Genomic DNA, 18604 nt, shown 5'->3' on the forward strand with positions numbered 1-18604 from the left:
TGTGAACTTCTGAGCTAAAAATGTTTACCGACAATATATAATTATCTACAAGTTCTATAGGAAGCAAACTCTTGATAGAAGGTTTGTTATCTAATAACTGATAGCTGATTAGGTAGGGTAACATATGACTATTAAAGTAGTTGAGATTTAGTCTCAATAATAATCTGTTTTATCTTATAAATTTTACAGGGCTAAACTATGTTAAATCACTTTGATAACAAGGATTTTAAATTGCAAAATCACCATGTTGAACACTTTAAACAACATGGTTTTGTTAAGTTAAGCAAATTTTTAAACGATAATGCTATATCATTTCTACAAGAAAGAGCAGAATCTGAAATGCAGGATAGCCATTTCAAAGATTTTGTCAGTAGAATGAGATACGAGAGAATGAGATACGAGCTAACACAGCAGCAAGATAAGATGTATCAATTAATATCTCAACCATTCTTCCAAGAAACTCTATTAACGATTACAGGAATGCAGGAATTGTTTTTTGCTTTTGATATGGCTATTGAGATTGAAAAAAATAAGAGTTCGGGTTTTCCTTGGCATGTAGGAATACAAACGTTTGCCATACAAAAATTAGAAAACTTTGGTTGCACTATATGGATACCACTTAACTCAATTTACGTAGAAAAACAAGCTGGAGGAATGGCTTATGTATCACAAAGCATTATTTGCGGAAAAGTTATTTATGAAAAGATTGAACCTGCAATCGTATCGACCCTTGAAAAGAAGGAAGAAAAGGGAGTAAAAACAAGCTTAGAAGATTATTATGCCCTTAGACATGGTTTTTTAAATTCTTCCGCTATATTGGACATTTTAGAAACTCATAAGATTGAAGAGGATTATGAAGTGGGAGATGTACTCTTGTTCAATAAAAATGTAATTCATAGAAGCTCTCGTCTTAAAGATGGGCCTTTGGCAAAAAGAGCCGCTTTTATTTTACGCTTTATGGGAGTTGATTCCCGTTTTAATAAACAGCAGGCCTTAAATATTGACTATCCTGCAAGAAAATATGGCGCTACTTTGTTCGCACAAACTCATAAACAAATGAACTTAGAGGACGGACAGCTTTTTATTGAAAGTAGCTATTTTGATAACATTGATAAGCGTATGATTAAGAAAATTCATAACCTTAATTAAACTAATAATAGCCTTAAAACATGTAATTTATCAGTTTATATAATAACAATTCCTCTAGCTGATACTGGACTGAAAAATCAAGACAAAAAAAATAATAATTTTGTTTCCCATTTTTGCATTTTTCAAGCTGCAATTTGTTCATAATTTTGCATAGAATTTAGATAGACATTCATGGGCTTTTTGTAACCAATACTTGAATGAAATCTTCTATAATTATAGTGATTGATGTAATCATCAATACCACGCTTTAGCTCTTTAACATCTTTAAAATCATTAATAAATATACAATTATATTTTAAAGTTCGGAAAAATCTCTCCATTATTATATTATCAATACTTCTTCCTTTACCATTCATCGAAACTTTAATGTTATGCTCTTGTAAAATTTCAATGTGTTCATGACTAGTATATTGACTGCCCTGATCACTATTAAATATCTGCGGTGCAGGATATTTGTTAAGTGCATCCCGCAATACTTCAGTTACCAAACTTACATCCATACTATTTGACGTCAGTTCGGGATAAGATATAGATGAAATAGTAATAGATAAAAGGATTGTCAAAAAGGAGTGCCTGCAGTATTTATATTTTTAAACAAAAAAACAAACTACAGGCATGAAAAAAGATATCACAGAATTATATAGTTTTATAGATGATTTTTGTAAAATTTATTTGGAGTATGAACAGAGAAAGTTATTACCATCAAATAAGCAGAGAAATCGCTGTTGTAGCATGAGTTTAAGTGAAATGTTAACAATAATAATTATGTTTCATACATCCTATGCTAAGAATTTTAAATTTTTCTATAAAAGTTATATAGAGTGCATGCATAAGGATGATTTCCCTAAAGCCTTGAGTTATAATAGATTTGTTGAATTAATGGCACGATTATTCATACCGCTAAATATGTTGATTCATTTGTTGTTTGGTGAGGAAACAGGTATTTATTTTATTGACTCTACAACGATTAGAGCTTGTCACAATAAAAGGCGTTATAGCAATAAAGTTTTTAAAGGATTAGCCAAACATAGTAAATCCTCTATGGGGTATTTTTATGGTTTTAAATTACATGTAATAATCAATAATAAAGGGGAGTTTATGGCATTAAAAGTGACCAAAGGCAATGTAGATGATAGGGTTCCAGTACCGGAGTTAACAAAAAGATTAACTGGAATTATAGCAGCTGATAAAGGTTATATTAAGCAAAATTTGTTCTTAAATTTATATGAAAGAGGCTTAAAAATGATTCATGGAATTAAGAAGAATATGGAAAATAAATTAATGGATTTGAAAGAAAAAATCTTACTTCGAAAGCGTAACTTAATTGAAACAGTTTTTGATTATCTAAAAAATAAAATGAACCTTGAACATACTAGACATAGATCACCAATAAATGCCTTTGTCCATATATTATCTACTCTTGTTGCTTATTCATTAAAGAAAAATAAACCTTCAACAAAATTTGATTTTAATCTACATGTTCTCAATATCCTTATCCCGAATTGACGTATTTGACAATTTATAACTCAACACAGCTCTACTATGCCAATCTATAATTGCCGCCATGTACATAAATCCCGAATTAGTTCGAACATAAGGGTGAGTAGACTGAAGCATTGCAGCTTCAGCCCCTCTCAGAACGGTGCGTGAACCTCTCAGCTCACACCGCTCCCACCATTTTAGCCTTTGGATATATTCCTAATTTCCAATGTATAAAAGCTTCAGGATTAAGATTTGCTAATCTATTTAGATATTCTCTTGCACGTCTTTTATGCCATGCAAGTTTCTTATATTTTCTTCTAACCCACCGCTCCAAATACCAATTCAGGTGCTTCCATATGTTGTGCATTGCCGATGGATAAAACTGCCCATAATAGTTATACCAACCTCTTAACTCAGCTTTAAACATTTCCGAAAGTTCAGATAAGGACTTGTCATTCTTAAGCTGAATGTGCCAACTCCTTATGGTTTGTATGATTGCTTTCTTAGAGTTATTACTTATCGCAGGTAAGAAATTTGGATGAACCATGCCTTGTTTGTTTACACATCTTCTTGGTCTAAAACTATATCCGAGAAAGTCAAAGCTGATTCGTTCATATTCATCACGACGATTATTGTCCTTACAATATATAATACCCGACTTATCAGGATGTATCGTAAGGCCACATTCCTAGAATCGTTGTCTAATAACTTGTAACACATATTCTGCCTGTTCTTGACTCTGACAATGGAGTAAACCATCATCAGCATAACGACAAAATGCTACACTTGGCATTTCTCTTCTTACCCATGCATCAAATACATAATGTAAAAATAAATTTGCTAATATTGGACTTATCACTCCTCCTTGAGGTGTTCCCTTATCGCGCATAATAATATTTCCATCTTTATCTTGCAATGGTGCTTTAAGCCACCTTTGTACGTAAAGTAGTACCCATTTGCACTTACAATGTTTCTCCAATGCTTTCATTAATAGTTTGTGATCGATATTATCAAACAAACCTTTGATATCAAATTCAACAACAAAGTCATATTTCCAGCATCTTGCTCTTGTAACTGCTATGGCATCATGTGCAGATTTCTTTGGGCGATAACCATATGAATCTTCGTCAAATATGGGCTCAACTAATGGCTCAAGTACCATCTTCACTACAGTTTGTGCTATTCTATCCGAAATAGTTGGAATCCCAAGGATTCGTTCTCCACCTGATTTCTTTGGAATAGGCACAGCTTTTACTGCAGGAGGAAAATAGCTGCCTGAGGACATACGATTCCATATCTTATACAAATTATCTTTTAGGTTTCGCTCAAATTCTTCCATAGTTTGTTGTTCAACTCCTGCTGCACCTTTATTATTCTTAACACATTGGTATGCTTGCCATACATATTGCTTAGAAATTTCAAAAGGCTTTACTGTCTTCATAAGCTCCTCCTAAATAAATTTAGTTGACACTGTGATGAACAGCTAAAATGGTCAGACACCTTCACTCCATTGCCATTACAGCAACTTCATCATTACTACATGTCTGTCCGCCCCTGTGTATACGCATCAGTACTATCAGCCTCACGGTTTTATTTCCGCTTGTACCTTTCCTTTAACATCGTTGCACAGGCTCCCGTGTTCAGCTTGAAAGCCTTGACTTAAGCTCACGCCACCTCTATGCCGGATGCCACCTAGCCAGTAAACAGGTTCCCGCTAAATTTATCCCAAAGCAACATCACCTCCTTGGTTTTGACATCATCTGAAGCACTTTCGACACTTGAACGGTGGTTCACTGTTGTTCGTCTTCTTAAGTCTATACCTGACACCTCAAGGATGCCTTTTCTGCATCGCTCACGACAATGCCCTTAAACAATTGCCGCATGCAGTGGTTTGCAGCCTATTCCTGTAAATCGACTGCGAAGGACCTACCTTCATCTCTCAAGCCGCTTGGCACGGCACACTGATATCTCCGCTCCAAACCTCGTTAGCGTTAGGTACGTGTACAGTCCTAGTTGTACCTAGATTAGTCCAATATTTATCAAGCAAATAACTATAAATTTTATGCTGTTTATCTTTTCCAGATGTTAACTTTTTCCTCTTTGGATAAATAGCCTCTATGCCAATCATGTTCATATATTTTAGAACCCGATCCTTACCAATAAACAAGCCATCTTCTAATAATTGTCTATGGATATAACGATAACCAAATTCAGGATTATCAGTATATATTTCATCTATTTTATTTAAAATATTTAAGTTATACCCACTAAATGGTTTTGCTTTATAGTACATTGAAGAACGATTAATCTTTAATAATTCATATTGCCTTGTCTTTGGTAACATTGCTAGCTTGGAATCGACAAGTTCTTTTCTATTTGATAAGTCCAAGCTTTGTAGCTTTCCCACAGCCCAATCTCTCTCTACTATTGTTTTTCCAAGCGTTTTCGCTAATTCATCATTTTGTTCTTTCAGCATATTAATTTGTTCCTGATATTTACTTACCAGTTTTGCTGGTTCAAAAGCCAATGCTGCATTTGATATAAATTGTTTCTTCCAATTACTAATTGTCTTGGAGTTTATCTCATATTTTGATGCTATCACTGATAATGGACTCTCTTCTTTCAGCACTTCTAATACTATCCTAGTTTTTTCTTCAGCACTAAAAACTCTTGCTTTTTCTTTTGTCATTTTTCCTCCTAATTTTTTCTTATTATTTTATCTTAATTAGGAAACTTTTTACTCTATTTTCTTGTCCATTTTCTTCAGTCCATTATACTATTTTACTTGCTCGCGTTTCAACAAAAGAACAAGAAGATGGCTACTCTATTGAAGCACAAAAATACCGATTGCAAGAATATTGTATGCGTAAAGGTTTAGCAATTCTAAAGATATTTGAATTCTCGGAATCGTCAACAGTAGGTAATCGTAAAAAGTTTCAGGAAGCTATAGACTTTGCTAAAAAACAAAAAGAAGTTATAGCAGTAGTAGCAGATAAGGTAGATCGGTTACAACGTAGTTATAAAGAAACACCTCTACTAAATGATCTAATTGAAAGAGCAAAAATCGAACTACATTTTTACACGGAAAATTGTATTATCCATAAGCATTCTACTTCGCAAGATAGGATGATATGGAATATGTTTGTAATGATGGCTCAAAATTACGTTGACAGCCTTAAAGATAACGTAAACCGCAGTATAGCCCAAAAACTACGTCAAGGAGAGTGGATAAGCACTGCTCCCATTGGTTACTTGCATGTAAAAAGTGGTAATAGTAACGATCGAGGTAAGGGGAAAATAATAGTTGATCATGAACGCTCACATTTAATAAAAAAAATATTTGAAACATATGCTACAGGTAGTCATACTCTTCCCGAAATACTAAAGAAAACCAAAGAATGGGGGCTGCGTAATTCTAGAGGTCATCAAGGTTATTTGTGTCATTCTCATCTTCATTCTATTATTACCAATCCATTTTATTACGGAGTAATGCGAGTACTAAAAACTAAAAAAGAATACCCGCATATTTATCCACCAATCATTAGTAAGGAGTTATTTGATGCTTGTCAAGCAATACGCCTTGGTTGGAATAAAAAACCGTTTAAATATGGAGGAAAAGAGTATATATTTAGGGGGTTAATAAAATGTGCTGCTACTGACCGAATAGTCACTGCTGCTACTAAAAAGAAAACCTACATTAATGGTCAGATTGGAGAATGGACATATTTACGAACTTGGGATTCCACTAATTCTAATAAGATAATATACGTAAAAGAAGAAAAAGTATTAGAAGAAGTAGAAAAAGTCTTTGAATCTATGCATTTGAAACCACAGGTGTTAGCTAATGTGATATCACATATTAAAAGCGGTGTCAATGCGGAGCAAGAATATTATCAACAACGTATTAAGGAACTTAATTGTGAACATGCAAAGATTACGACACGTGTGGATAAATTGACTGATTTATTTTTAGATGGTGATATTGACAAAAATACTTATGAAGCAAAACATAAACAATTAATACAAAAACGTAAAGATATTATTAGAGAAATAGAGAATCATACAAATGCTGATGATAAATTTTCAGAACTCTTGATTAACCTAGTAGAACTGGCTTCCGGAGCGTTAGAAACCTTTAAAGGTTCGAACATTGAGAAAAAACGCAAATTGTTAAATCTTGTATTTTCGAACCTAGAATTGAATAGCTGTAAGCTAGACTATACCTTGCGTCCACCGTTTGACGCATTCGTAAAATGTACTAAAATCGAAGAATGGCTCCCCGGGCCGGACTCGAACCAGCGACCGAACGGTTAACAGCCGTTTGCTCTACCACTGAGCTACCGAGGAACATTTGCCTTTATATAGACTAGGTTTCTTATAACAAATCTTTTGACTATGGTCTAGTATTTTCTTGTTTTATCTATAAAAAATCAATAGGCCTCTTACAGAATTCGTTTATGCTGAGGAATTTAAAGGGAACTTGAAACCTCGACCCGCAGTATATTATGCAAGAGGTCTATTTAAGAAACATTACTATGTTGGTGTACCTGAGCATTCATTATTAATCCAAAACCAACAAGCATTGATACCATCATTGTACCACCGTAAGATATAAAAGGTAAAGGCACACCTACCACTGGTAATAATCCCATTACCATAGCTATATTTATAAATACATGACTAAATAGGATTGATGTTATGCCTATTACCATCAGTTTGCTAAATATAGCTCTACAATTCACAGCAATCATTAATGAAATTATTATAATTGCAGAATAAAGAATTAACAGAAACAAACTACCAACAAAACCAAATTCTTCAGCAAAAGTAGCAAAGATAAAATCGGTCTGATGCTCTGGTAAAAAATCTAGATGGCTTTGGCTACCTTTAGCTAGCCCCTTGCCCCATAACCCGCCAGAACCAATAGCGATTTTTGATTGAATAATGTTATATCCAGCTCCAAGAGGATCTTTCTCAGGATCAAAAAAAACCATGATTCGTTTTCTTTGATAATCATGCATCACTTGCCACATAATTGGTATGCAAGTAAGGACTATAATACCAATTATCACAAAATTTCTCACTCTAAAACCAGCAGCAAAAAAAATAATACTAGCAATAATGACATTAATTACTCCAGTACCTAGATCCGGTTCTTTTATTATCAGTATAACTGGTACTATCACACCTATTATAGGCAATAATATCTTGTAAAATTTGGCAAAATCCTCAGTTTTTAGTTGATGAAAATACCTAGCTAACATTAACACTAATGCTAGTTTTGTTGGTTCAGAAGGCTGCACACGGATAACTCCTAAATCTATCCAACGCTTTGCTCCCATAGAAATAGATCCAAAAAGCTCAACACTAACTAATAAGATAATAATAGCAATGTAAAATATATATGAAAACTTAAATATATATTTTATATCAATGGTTGCGATAATAATCACAACTGGTAAAAACAGGAGAAAATGCATCATCTGCTTATACGCCCAAGGGTGAATATTACTATCTGAAGCGGAATATAGTACAACAAAACCAATGCTACAAATCACACTAATAAGAATAATTAAAGTAATCGGTAGTTTCTTTAGTTTTTCAAAATAATTTCTTTGAATTGACATTCTAGGTAGATATCCATAAAAATTAGTTGTAAAATGACATTATTGATTATGATTAAAAAACATGAAATTATTATTACATAACACACTTACTCACAAGAAAGAAGTTTTCGTACCGCTAGATAGTAATTTAATAAAAATGTATGTTTGCGGACCAACTGTCTACGATCATCCCCATATTGGTAACGCTAGGTCCGTAGTAGTATACGATATTTTATACCGCTCACTAAGCAAAATATTTGGTCAAAATCATATAAAATATGTGCGTAATATTACCGATGTTGATGATAAGATAATAAATAGAGCCAAAGAACTCAAAATAACGATTTCTGACTTAACAGTTAGAATCACCGAAGAATTTCATGCTAATATGCAATATCTAGGTTGCAGAACGCCAAATATCGAGCCAAAAGCCACCATGCATATTGATGACATGATTGTGATTATTCAAAAATTACTTGACCTAAATCACGCTTATATCGCAGATAATCACGTTTATTTCGATATTTCTACCGCCCCAAATTATACAAAATTATCAAATCGTAATCTTGATGAAATGCTAGAGGGAGTGCGTATTGAAAATAATCCATCAAAAAAGCAATCACATGATTTTGTATTATGGAAGCCAGCTGGTAAAGATGAAGAAATATTGGCAAATTTCAATAGTCCTTGGGGAAGAGGTAGACCAGGCTGGCATATAGAATGTTCAGCGATGAGCTATAAATATCTCGGAGAAAATTTTGACATTCATGGTGGAGGGGCAGACTTAATTTTTCCTCATCATACTAATGAGATAGCACAAAGTACATGTGCTTTCCCGAGCTCTCATTTTGCTAAATATTGGGTGCATAATGGATTTCTAACCTGTAATGGTGAGAAAATGAGTAAATCGCTCAATAATTTTATTACGGTAAAAGACTTAATAGACCAAAAAATCCCTGGTAGCGTAGTTAGATTACTGTTACTGAGTAGTCACTACCGTAAACCATTAGATTACAACAATAAAGCTCTAGAAGATGCTACAAAAACAATGAATTATTGGTATAGAGCGATAGAGAATTTGGACATTAACAAACTTAACGTGCAGAACATTCCAGAAGAATTTTTATCTCACTTATTCGATGATATGAATACACCTCTAGCCATTAAAGTAATAAACGATTATGCTAAACTGATCTTTGCAAGTAACAAAGAAGATGATAAGTACTTATATGCCTCTTACTTACTTTCATGCAGCAATTTTATAGGTCTAATGACCCAACCAGCGAGTAAGTGGTTTTACTGTGAAATAAATGATGAACCGATTCTCCAACATATTGAGCAACGTAGGCAAGCCAAATTACAAAAAAATTGGTTATTAGCCGACCAAATTCGTCAAAATTTATCAAAAGATGGCATAATTCTAGAAGACAAGCTAGATGGATCAACTAGTTGGAGAAAAGTTTAATTAAGAATATTACGTTCAACATAACCCTTGCAAATATGTTGATCAAATATATAATAAGCTTTGCTTATTAATATTAAAGCAAAATTCACACGTAAGAGCCTAGTTGTTAGTCCAATTTCTTTGGTATCAACTCTTGCGGAGGAGTACCTATAATATGTAGGTACATAACTAACATTTTAAGGAGATTTAATAATGTCTAAACTAAAAGCTGTTAATGTCAGAGATTTACTTGATGCTGGGGTGCATTTTGGTCATAAAACCTCACGTTGGAATCCAAAAATGGCATCTTACATTTATGGTGTAAGAGATGATATTCACGTAATTGACTTACAACAAACTGCTGCTCTAATGCAGGTAGCTTTGGGTGTAATTTATGAAACTGTCAAGAAAAACGGTAAAATATTATTTGTCAGTACTAAAGTTCAAGCCAGTGATATAGTAGCTGAGTATGCAGAGAAATGTGGGCAATATTACGTTAACCACAGATGGCTTGGTGGTATGTTAACTAATTGGGGGACAATTTCTGGCTCAATAAAAAAGCTGGATAATCTTGAGAAAGTTTTGGGGAATGAAGAGGAATATTCCGGTTATACTAAGAAAGAAATACTGGAAATGACCCGTAAAAAGGATAAATTACTTAAATCCTTAGGGGGTATTAGACATATTGGGACAAGACCCAATTTGCTTGTGGTAATTGATACTAATAAGGAGCATTTAGCAATCCAAGAAGCAGTAAAGTTAGGTATTCCAATAATTGCTATTGTTGACACTAATTCCAATCCAGATAATATAGACCACCCTGTTCCCGGTAATGATGATGCAATAAGATCTATAAGACTCTATTGCACCTTGTTTGCTGATGCCGTACTTGCCGGTATAGAAGAGGCTTTAGCTGCATCTGGCGTTGATTTAGGAAGCATAGCTACTCATGAAGAAAAAGGTACAAATATAAAAGGTGTTACTAAGTTAAAATCAACCAAGAAATTTTCTAAAACTTTAAATCTAAATAATCAAGAAGCACTAGAGTCAGAGTTTGAGACAGCTTTAGAGCTTGCAGAAGTTGCTGCAACAACAAAATAACTAGTACTTATGGGGGTATTAACTTAATTAAGTAGCCTCGATGTTATTCCTGTTAGGGTTGATGCTATCTCTGATTCCCCTTCGATGTCATTCCTACTTCAGTGCGGAATCTAAAGAAACAGACAGGAATGGTGCTTTAGACATTTTATATCCTAGGCTGGGATGACATTGAAGGTGTAGGGATGCTAGGTCGCAGGAACACCAATTCTTGAAGTTATACTTGAGTATATACTGCTCGTAAATGAAGAGTTGGTAGACGAAGGTCAACTTCAAGAAGAGCTAGGAGTGTTAAAGTCGAGCAGCGGAGCGTACATTAGTACGTGAGCAGCGGAGATCTTTAGACACGACAACGCCAATTCTTGAAGTTCACCGAGTATACTACTCCTCAATCCAATAAAAATAACTATAAACCTTAAATAAGGAGAGTAAAATGATAAATGCTGGACTTGTAAAACAATTAAGAGAGAAAACTGCTGCAGGAATGATGGACTGCAAGAAGGCCTTGCTTGAAGCAAAGGGAGATTTTGAAGCAGCTATTGATTGGTTAAGAAAAAAAGGATTATCAGCTGCAGCAAAAAAAGCAGATAGAATTGCTGCTGAAGGACTAACAGCAATAAGCATTAAAGATAATGTTGGGGCTATTATAGAAGTAAATTCGGAAACAGATTTTGTTGCAAGAAACGATAAGTTTCAGCAATTGGTTAGGAATATTGCTGAACTAGCTTTGAAACAAGATAATTTACCATCACTAAAATTAGCAAAAACATCAACAGGTAGATCAGTTGAAGAAGAAATATTAGACAATATTGCTACAATTGGTGAAAATTTAAATCTACGTCGTATGGATGTTTTACGGGTATCAGAAGGTGTAGTTGCATCTTATGTACATAATACTGTTGCTGATGGTCTAGGTAAGATTTCTGTCATTGTTGGTTTACAATCAACTACTAAAGATAAAGCTAAGCTTCTAGAATTAGGACAGAAAATTGCTACCCATATAGCGGCAAGTAATCCTTATAGTCTTGATGCATCAAGTTTGGATCAAACATTAATTGAACGTGAAAGAAATATATTTTTTGAACAATCAAAAGCTTCCGGTAAACCGGACAATATCATTGAAAAAATGGTTGAAGGTAGAATACGTAAGTTCCTAGCAGAAGTTGTTCTGCTTGAACAAAACTTTTTATTTGATGATAAATTAACAGTTTCTGAAGTTATGGATAACGCTGCAAAAGAATTAGGAACTTCGATTAAAATTACACAATTTATAAGATATGAACTAGGTGCAGGCATAAAGCAAGAAGATAAAAATTTTGCGGACGAAGTTGCAGCTGTCATGCAAAGTTAGGAAAAACTGATTATATTTGAGAAAATAATGATTTGGTCAGCAAAAGACTTAACTAGTGCGTTGAATATTGAAGTACATCCTGATATTCAGGGGAGGCAGATTCAGTTTAATTCCAATTCCGTTACAAACGGCGATCTGTTCATTGCTCTGCAAGGTAATAATGATGGACATAATTATGCCTTACATGCTCTGCAGCGAGGGGCAAATGCAGTAATTATTAGTAAGGAAATAAAAGGATTATCTGATAATAAAGTAATTATGGTTTCTGATACCTTAACTGCTCTACACCACATGGCTGAGTATAAACGTAAAAAATCTAAAGCAAGGTTTATTGGTGTTACCGGTAGTATTGGTAAAACGGGTACTAAGGAAGCAATCAAAACTATATTAAGTTATTTTGGACCTACTTTTGCTAGCAGAGGAAATTTTAACAATCACCTTGGCGTGCCTATAAATCTTGCTTCGATGCCTGATGATATAGAATATGCTGTTTTTGAAATGGGTATGAATCATTCAGGAGAAATAAGAGAGCTGACAAAAATGGTACGACCTAACATATCAGTAATCACCACAATAGCGGAAGCCCATCTTGAATTTTTTGAATCTATGCTTAGTTTGGTTGATACCAAATGTGAAATTTTTGAAGGAATGCCAAAAAATGGCATAGCTGTTGTAAATTCAGACCATCAATATTATGACAGAATTTTACAGAATCTTAAACAATTATCGATTAATAATATATATAGTTTTGGTAAATCTGAAGGCACAGATTCTAGATTAACATCATATGAGCATTTTGGACAAGAAGTACGTCTACATTATTCTATCTGTAACACTAAAATAGATACTAAAATTCCTTTTGTACCGGAACATTATGCTAGAAATTATACTGCCGCTCTTCAGGTGGCAACAATACTGAACTTAGATATTAATGCTGCAGCAACACAATTAAACAAAATATCATTAACTGAAGGACGTGGTAAATTAGTCAACGCTAAATATAATGGTCAAAACTATCAAATCATCTGTGATTATTATAATGCTAATCCAGTATCAGTAAAAGCTGCTTTATTATATCTAAAACAGCTTAGTGGACAGAAAAAAGTTGCTATACTAGGTGATATGCTAGAATTGGGAGAAAATTCCATAAAATTCCATAAAGACTTAATACCAGCAATTATTGACTCCGGTACTAAGAGGGTTTTTTTAGTAGGTAATCTTACCAAACATATATACGATTCTTTGCCAAATGACATAGAAAAAATGCATTTTTATAATGTTGATTTGTTGATAGAAAACTTAAATAAATTACTTAAAGGCGATGAATTACTCTTACTAAAAGGATCTAACAGTATCCAACTTAGTAAAATTATACAATCTTTTGAATTGCTACAATGATATACAACCTTCTTGCCCCCTATATACATAAATTACATATAGCAAATTTATTCCACTATGTTACTTTTCGTATTGGACTTGCCATATTATTTAGTTTGACCCTTTCTTTTTTAATAGGACCTAGATTAATTAGATTTTTACAAAATTTACAAAAATATGGTCAACCAATTCGTGACGACGGACCAGAAACGCACAAAGCAAAAGTAGGAACACCAACTATGGGGGGGATAATGATTCTCTTCACCGTTTGTCTTTCCACTCTATTATTCTCTGACCTTACTAATAAATATATATGGATAGTGTTATTTGTCTTTGTTAGTTTTGGTGTACTTGGTTTTATGGATGATTATGCTAAAGTAACAAAAAACCACCATAAAGGCGTTAGCGGAAAGAAGAAATTATTATTTCAGTTCACTGTTTGTCTAATTGCCTGTTTACTATTAAGAGACTCCAATAGTCAGGGAAACAATCTGCTCACTATTCCATTTTTTAAAAATTTATTGATTGATTTAGGTTTGTTTTATATACCATTTAGCATGTTTGTGATAGTTGGTGCATCAAATGCGGTAAATCTAACAGATGGTCTTGATGGTCTTGCCATAGTGCCTATTGCTATTACTGCAGGTTCTTTTACCTTAATTATTTACTTGGTCGGTAATAGTTTCTATGCAAATTATCTACAAATTATGTATATACCAAATATTTCTGAATTAACTATCTTCTGTGCTTCAATTGTTGGTGCTAGCCTAGGATTCTTATGGTTTAATGCCCAGCCAGCAGAAATTTTTATGGGAGATACTGGAAGCCTAAGTCTAGGTGGCGTTCTTGGTGTTATTAGCGTTATAACCAAACATGAAATTGTACTAGCAATTATTGGCGGATTATTTGTTATTGAAACTTTATCAGTAATTATTCAAGTATATTATTTTAAAGCTACTAATGGTAAAAGAATTTTCAAAATGGCCCCGCTGCACCATCATTTTGAGAAACATGGCTGGCCGGAATCAAAAGTTGTGATACGTTTTTGGATTATAGCCATAATATTTGCTCTAATTGGTTTATCCTCGCTAAAACTGCGGTAAAAAAGCTATAGTCAATTCAGGAGGATGGATAACCTCAGTTTTGGATTAAAGTCTTTAATTTTAATGCAAAACTGGCTAGAATATCAGAAAGATGCATTCGTACCAGTCGCTTCAAGAATGCATTTTTCATTATAAGAAGCCAATTCGATATAAGAATTACTAATTCTTATATCGAATGAGGTTACAAGACCAAAAACGATGTCATCCCCCACGGAGAATATTGTCTAGGTTTTTTACTAATCAAGAATAGGAGTTATGGATAAGAATTTTAAACAAACCAGCTTTTTATTTGGTAGTAATGCTGTCTTTATAGAAGAATTATATCAGCTATACTTATCAGATCATACAGCAGTTGATAAAAGTTGGCAAAATTATTTCCAAAATATTGGAAATAATAATAGCCCTCAGAACACAAAAAGTATTGCTCATGTTATTACTTCACCTCAAGAAAAACCTCTACCGTATGTTACGGAATTTTCTGCTGCAACTAACAAGCTCAGAGCAAAAGCAATGATTGCCAGCTACCGTAATTATGGACATTATTTAGTCAAGCTAGATCCCTTAAATCTTGAGGTTCTTAAGACTAAAAATGACTTGAGACTTAATATAGAAGATTTTGGTTTTACCAAAGATCAGTTGAATAATATTATAGAAATTGATGATGAATTTTTTGGAATAAAAGCATGTTCACTTAAGGAATTAGTTGATTTACTTGATCAAACTTATACTAAAGATATTGCCGTAGAACTTGCTCATGTGACCAATGAAGATGAGAAAATTTGGTTTTTTGAGCAGATAGAAAATAACCAGAGTCTATTAGAATTAGAACAAGACAAGAAGAATATATTACAAGACTTAGTAGAAATTGAAGGATTTGAACAATATCTACATACCAAATTTCCTGGAGCAAAACGCTTCTCAGTGGAAGGTGGAGAGGCAAGTGTAGTGGCTATAGATAAAGCTATAGATATGTCTATTATCCATGGAATAGAAGATGTAGTAATAGGTATGGCTCATCGAGGAAGACTTAGCACACTGGCTAAGGTAATGACTAAACCTTATAAAGCTATTTTGTCCGGATTTATAACAGGTAGTATATTGCCAACCGATTTAGGTGTTTCAGGTGATGTGAAGTATCATATTGGCTATTCATCAGATCAGATAAGAGAGGGGGTTAAGGTACATCTTTCTATGGCAGATAATCCATCGCATTTAGAAGCGGTGAATCCGGTAGTAGCTGGTAAAGTACGAGCAAAACAGGATAGCATCCAAGATACTAATCGTAAAAAAGTAATGGGTATTTTGGTTCATGGTGATAGTGCTTTTTGTGGTCAGGGTGTAGTAGCTGAGAGTTTATTTATGTCGGATCTAAAGCCTTATAATGTTGGCGGGATTATTCACTTTGTCATTAATAATCAGCTTGGATTTACAGCGAATAGTTATGACACTAGACCAGGTAGATATTCTACTGAGTTTGCTAAGATAATTAATAGTCCAATTCTACATGTAAATGGTGATGATATTGAATCAGTGATCAAGGCTACCAATATTGCAGTGAATTATCGGTATAAATTTGCTAGAGACATAGTCGTTGAGATCATTTGTTATCGTAAATATGGTCATAATGAAGGTGATGAACCTATGTATACTCAAGCTGTTATGTATAATGTAATAAAAAATAAGCAATCCCCGGCAACTATTTTTGCAAATAACCTAATAGCAGGCGGAATAATTGACAAAAATTATTTTCCTGCATTGAAAGAACAATTTAAACTAAAATTAGATCAAGAATATGAACAAGCCAAAAATTATCAACCGCAAGCTCAGTTTTTAGAAGGTTTATGGTCTAGTTATACTAGATCAAATGCTCAAATGCTCCCTACTGGTGTTAACAAAAATACCTTAAAAGAACTTGGTATAAAGCTTTGTCAGATACCAAAAGATTTTCCTTTAAATCCCAAACTTGCAAAATTATTTGAATTAAGAGAAAATACCTTAAAGCAAGATAGACCTATTGATTGGGCAACTGCAGAACAGTTAGCCTTTGCTAGTTTATTAAATTCAGGCACTAGAATACGTTTTACTGGTCAAGATTGTGGGCGTGGCACTTTCTCTCACCGTCATTCAGTGCTACATAGTCAGGTGGATGATAGAACTTATACACCATTAAATAATTTATCGCAAAACCAAGAAAATTTTGGGCAAGCAAATTTTGAAATTGCTGACAGTAATTTATCTGAATATGCAGTTTTAGGTTTTGAGTATGGTTATTCATTAGTTAATCCAAAAGATTTAGTAATTTGGGAAGCTCAATTTGGCGATTTTTCTAACGGAGCTCAAATAATTTTCGACCAATTCATTTCCAGTAGCGAAAGCAAATGGCTGAGGATGAGCGGTATAGTAGTACTACTACCACATGGACTTGAAGGACAAGGTCCAGAGCATAGCTCTGCAAGACTCGAGAGGTTCTTGCAGCTTGCTGCTGAAAATAATATGCAAGTTACATATCCTACGACGCCATCTTCATTTTTTCATTTATTACGTCGTCAAATATACAGTAATATTCGTAAACCACTAATAGTAATGTCACCAAAATCTTTATTAAGACATAAAATGGTTGTATCACCTCTCTCCCAGCTTGATGAGAATACGAGATTTATACCTGTACTAGACGAAATTAATGATGCTATAAATGCCAAGGAAGTGAAACGAATTATATTATGTAGTGGTAAAGTCTACTATGATTTATTAGAAAAAAGAGAAGAAAAGAATATTTTAGATATTGTGATTATTAGGCTTGAACAGCTATATCCGTTCGAAACGGATATAGCAGTTAAAATATTAGGTAAATATCATAAAGCTAAAGAGTTTATTTGGTGTCAAGAAGAACCTAAAAATATGGGGGCATGGAATTTTGTTAAAGATCACTTAAATGATATCCTAAAAAATGCATCTATTAATAATCAATTTGTATATGTTGGTAGGAATGAGTCTGCTTCACCAGCAGTTGGCTCACCGATTATACATAATGAGCAACAGAAAAAATTGCTTGAAGAAGCCTTGATAATTAAGGGGTAGAGTTAAGTTAGAAACGTTAGCATAATTATTTAGTTATACAAATCTAATGCACCTAAAGCCAAGATTAAACCAACGTAATTATTATTTTTAAACCTAGTAAGACAATTTTGTGGGTCTGAGATTTCTAGTGTTATTACCTGCCAAATCAGCATCATATAAGCACAAAGGATAGCTATATAATTAAGGTGATGGGTCGCTATAATGTTAGCAACTATGAATAATATTATGAAAATAGTATAATAAACATATAAATGCAGTTTATAATTTTTCTTTTCTAACAATATAGGCATTGATTTGACATTAATCTTTTTGTCGTACTCTATATCCATAAAGCCATAAATAATGTCATAACCGATAGTCCAAAAACAGCAGGCAATATACATAATAACAGCTTCTAGTGATATTTTATCAATTACCGCACTATTACCAATTAAAACTCCATTAAATGTTAACCCTAGAAATACTTGTGGAAAGAAAGTAATTCTCTTCATTAGTGGATATAAAACGATCAAGATAAAGGAAAAGAACCCTAGGCAAATAGCTGTTTTATTTAATGACAATAAAATGGTCAGGGAAATAATTGATAATATAGTTAATAAAATTATCGCGTCACTTACATTCAATGATCCATTCGCCAAAGGTCTGTTTTTTGTTCGTAAAACATGTTTGTCAAAATCTTTGTCAAAAATATCGTTAAGAATGCAACCAGCTCCCCTAGTAATGATACTTCCGATAAAGAATAATAATAATAATTTTAGCAAACTATATATTGTAATATTGGTAAGAAGAACCCCAAAGCAGGCTGAGAAAAATACCAACAGATAACCAGTAGGATTGTACAGCCTCATCAAACTAAGGCTTAGAAAAAATTTATTTGGCATTACTATTAATTATTAGACTTGCTGCATAAATCAAA

14 protein-coding genes, 1 tRNA gene and 1 pseudogene are annotated in these 18604 nt (G+C 33.5%); 9 read left to right on the plus strand and 7 right to left on the minus strand.

Annotation, left to right across the window (positions count from 1 at the left end):
- Positions 1 to 198: 198 nt before the first annotated feature.
- The gene (locus ACFEL2_RS08230; RefSeq protein WP_341751533.1) at positions 199 to 1149 is read left to right on the plus strand and encodes a hypothetical protein; all 951 of its coding nucleotides are present in this window, start codon (positions 199 to 201) and stop codon (positions 1147 to 1149) included.
- 122 nt (positions 1150 to 1271) lie between these two features.
- Here the strand turns inward: ACFEL2_RS08230 and ACFEL2_RS08235 are convergent.
- Positions 1272 to 1658 (minus strand): annotated as a pseudogene (locus tag ACFEL2_RS08235) (transposase); the annotation flags it as partial.
- Positions 1659 to 1764: 106 nt separating this feature from the next.
- On the opposite strand from ACFEL2_RS08235, the gene ACFEL2_RS08240 reads away from it, so the two are divergent.
- Positions 1765 to 2655 (plus strand): IS982 family transposase, encoded by an 891-nt coding sequence (locus ACFEL2_RS08240; protein WP_375331961.1) that lies wholly within the window; start codon positions 1765 to 1767, stop codon positions 2653 to 2655.
- A gap of 154 nt (positions 2656 to 2809) precedes the next feature.
- Here the strand turns inward: ACFEL2_RS08240 and ACFEL2_RS08245 are convergent, their stop codons facing one another.
- The 3 genes from ACFEL2_RS08245 to ACFEL2_RS08255 form a co-directional block, all read right to left on the minus strand.
- Entirely contained in the window at positions 2810 to 3178 is a 369-nt protein-coding gene (locus ACFEL2_RS08245) for a group II intron maturase-specific domain-containing protein (protein ID WP_375331962.1), read from the minus strand.
- A gap of 141 nt (positions 3179 to 3319) precedes the next feature.
- Complete coding sequence (gene ltrA / locus ACFEL2_RS08250) at positions 3320 to 4072, minus strand: group II intron reverse transcriptase/maturase (RefSeq protein WP_375331963.1); 753 nt, start codon at positions 4070 to 4072, stop codon at positions 3320 to 3322.
- Positions 4073 to 4570: 498 nt separating this feature from the next.
- Positions 4571 to 5320 (minus strand): IS3 family transposase, encoded by a 750-nt coding sequence (locus ACFEL2_RS08255; RefSeq protein ID WP_375331964.1) that lies wholly within the window; start codon positions 5318 to 5320, stop codon positions 4571 to 4573.
- Here ACFEL2_RS08255 and ACFEL2_RS08260 point away from each other — a divergent pair.
- The gene (locus ACFEL2_RS08260; RefSeq protein ID WP_375332407.1) at positions 5314 to 6945 is read left to right on the plus strand and encodes a recombinase family protein; all 1632 of its coding nucleotides are present in this window, start codon (positions 5314 to 5316) and stop codon (positions 6943 to 6945) included. The genes ACFEL2_RS08255 and ACFEL2_RS08260 overlap by 7 nt on opposite strands.
- Here the strand turns inward: ACFEL2_RS08260 and ACFEL2_RS08265 are convergent.
- Positions 6904 to 6978, minus strand: a tRNA-Asn gene (locus ACFEL2_RS08265). The genes ACFEL2_RS08260 and ACFEL2_RS08265 overlap by 42 nt on opposite strands.
- Before the next feature lie 173 nt (positions 6979 to 7151).
- Entirely contained in the window at positions 7152 to 8252 is a 1101-nt protein-coding gene (gene rodA, locus ACFEL2_RS08270) for a rod shape-determining protein RodA (RefSeq protein WP_375332408.1), read from the minus strand.
- Between the two features lie 67 nt (positions 8253 to 8319).
- Between rodA and cysS the strand changes: the two genes are divergently transcribed.
- The 6 genes from cysS (at position 8320) to ACFEL2_RS08300 (ending at position 17688) form a co-directional block, all read left to right on the plus strand.
- Positions 8320 to 9702, plus strand: a complete 1383-nt coding sequence (cysS, locus tag ACFEL2_RS08275) for a cysteine--tRNA ligase (protein WP_341751532.1) — start codon at positions 8320 to 8322, stop codon at positions 9700 to 9702.
- A 192-nt stretch (positions 9703 to 9894) separates the two neighbouring features.
- Positions 9895 to 10782, plus strand: a complete 888-nt coding sequence (gene rpsB, locus ACFEL2_RS08280; protein WP_341751531.1) for a 30S ribosomal protein S2 — start codon at positions 9895 to 9897, stop codon at positions 10780 to 10782.
- Between the two features lie 430 nt (positions 10783 to 11212).
- On the plus strand, positions 11213 to 12130 hold the full coding sequence (tsf, locus tag ACFEL2_RS08285) for a translation elongation factor Ts (protein WP_341751530.1): 918 nt from the start codon (positions 11213 to 11215) through the stop codon (positions 12128 to 12130).
- A gap of 27 nt (positions 12131 to 12157) precedes the next feature.
- The gene (locus ACFEL2_RS08290; protein WP_375331965.1) at positions 12158 to 13528 is read left to right on the plus strand and encodes a UDP-N-acetylmuramoyl-tripeptide--D-alanyl-D-alanine ligase; all 1371 of its coding nucleotides are present in this window, start codon (positions 12158 to 12160) and stop codon (positions 13526 to 13528) included.
- On the plus strand, positions 13525 to 14610 hold the full coding sequence (gene mraY / locus ACFEL2_RS08295; protein ID WP_341751528.1) for a phospho-N-acetylmuramoyl-pentapeptide-transferase: 1086 nt from the start codon (positions 13525 to 13527) through the stop codon (positions 14608 to 14610). The genes ACFEL2_RS08290 and mraY overlap by 4 nt, the downstream gene beginning before the upstream one ends.
- Before the next feature lie 255 nt (positions 14611 to 14865).
- On the plus strand, positions 14866 to 17688 hold the full coding sequence (locus ACFEL2_RS08300; RefSeq protein ID WP_375331966.1) for a 2-oxoglutarate dehydrogenase E1 component: 2823 nt from the start codon (positions 14866 to 14868) through the stop codon (positions 17686 to 17688).
- A 29-nt stretch (positions 17689 to 17717) separates the two neighbouring features.
- Here the strand turns inward: ACFEL2_RS08300 and ubiA are convergent, their stop codons facing one another.
- Complete coding sequence (gene ubiA / locus ACFEL2_RS08305; RefSeq protein ID WP_375332409.1) at positions 17718 to 18575, minus strand: 4-hydroxybenzoate octaprenyltransferase; 858 nt, start codon at positions 18573 to 18575, stop codon at positions 17718 to 17720.
- Between the last annotated feature and the right edge of the window lie 29 nt (positions 18576 to 18604).

The organism is Candidatus Tisiphia endosymbiont of Temnostethus pusillus, assembly GCF_964264675.1.
Taxonomy (GTDB): domain Bacteria; phylum Pseudomonadota; class Alphaproteobacteria; order Rickettsiales; family Rickettsiaceae; genus Tisiphia.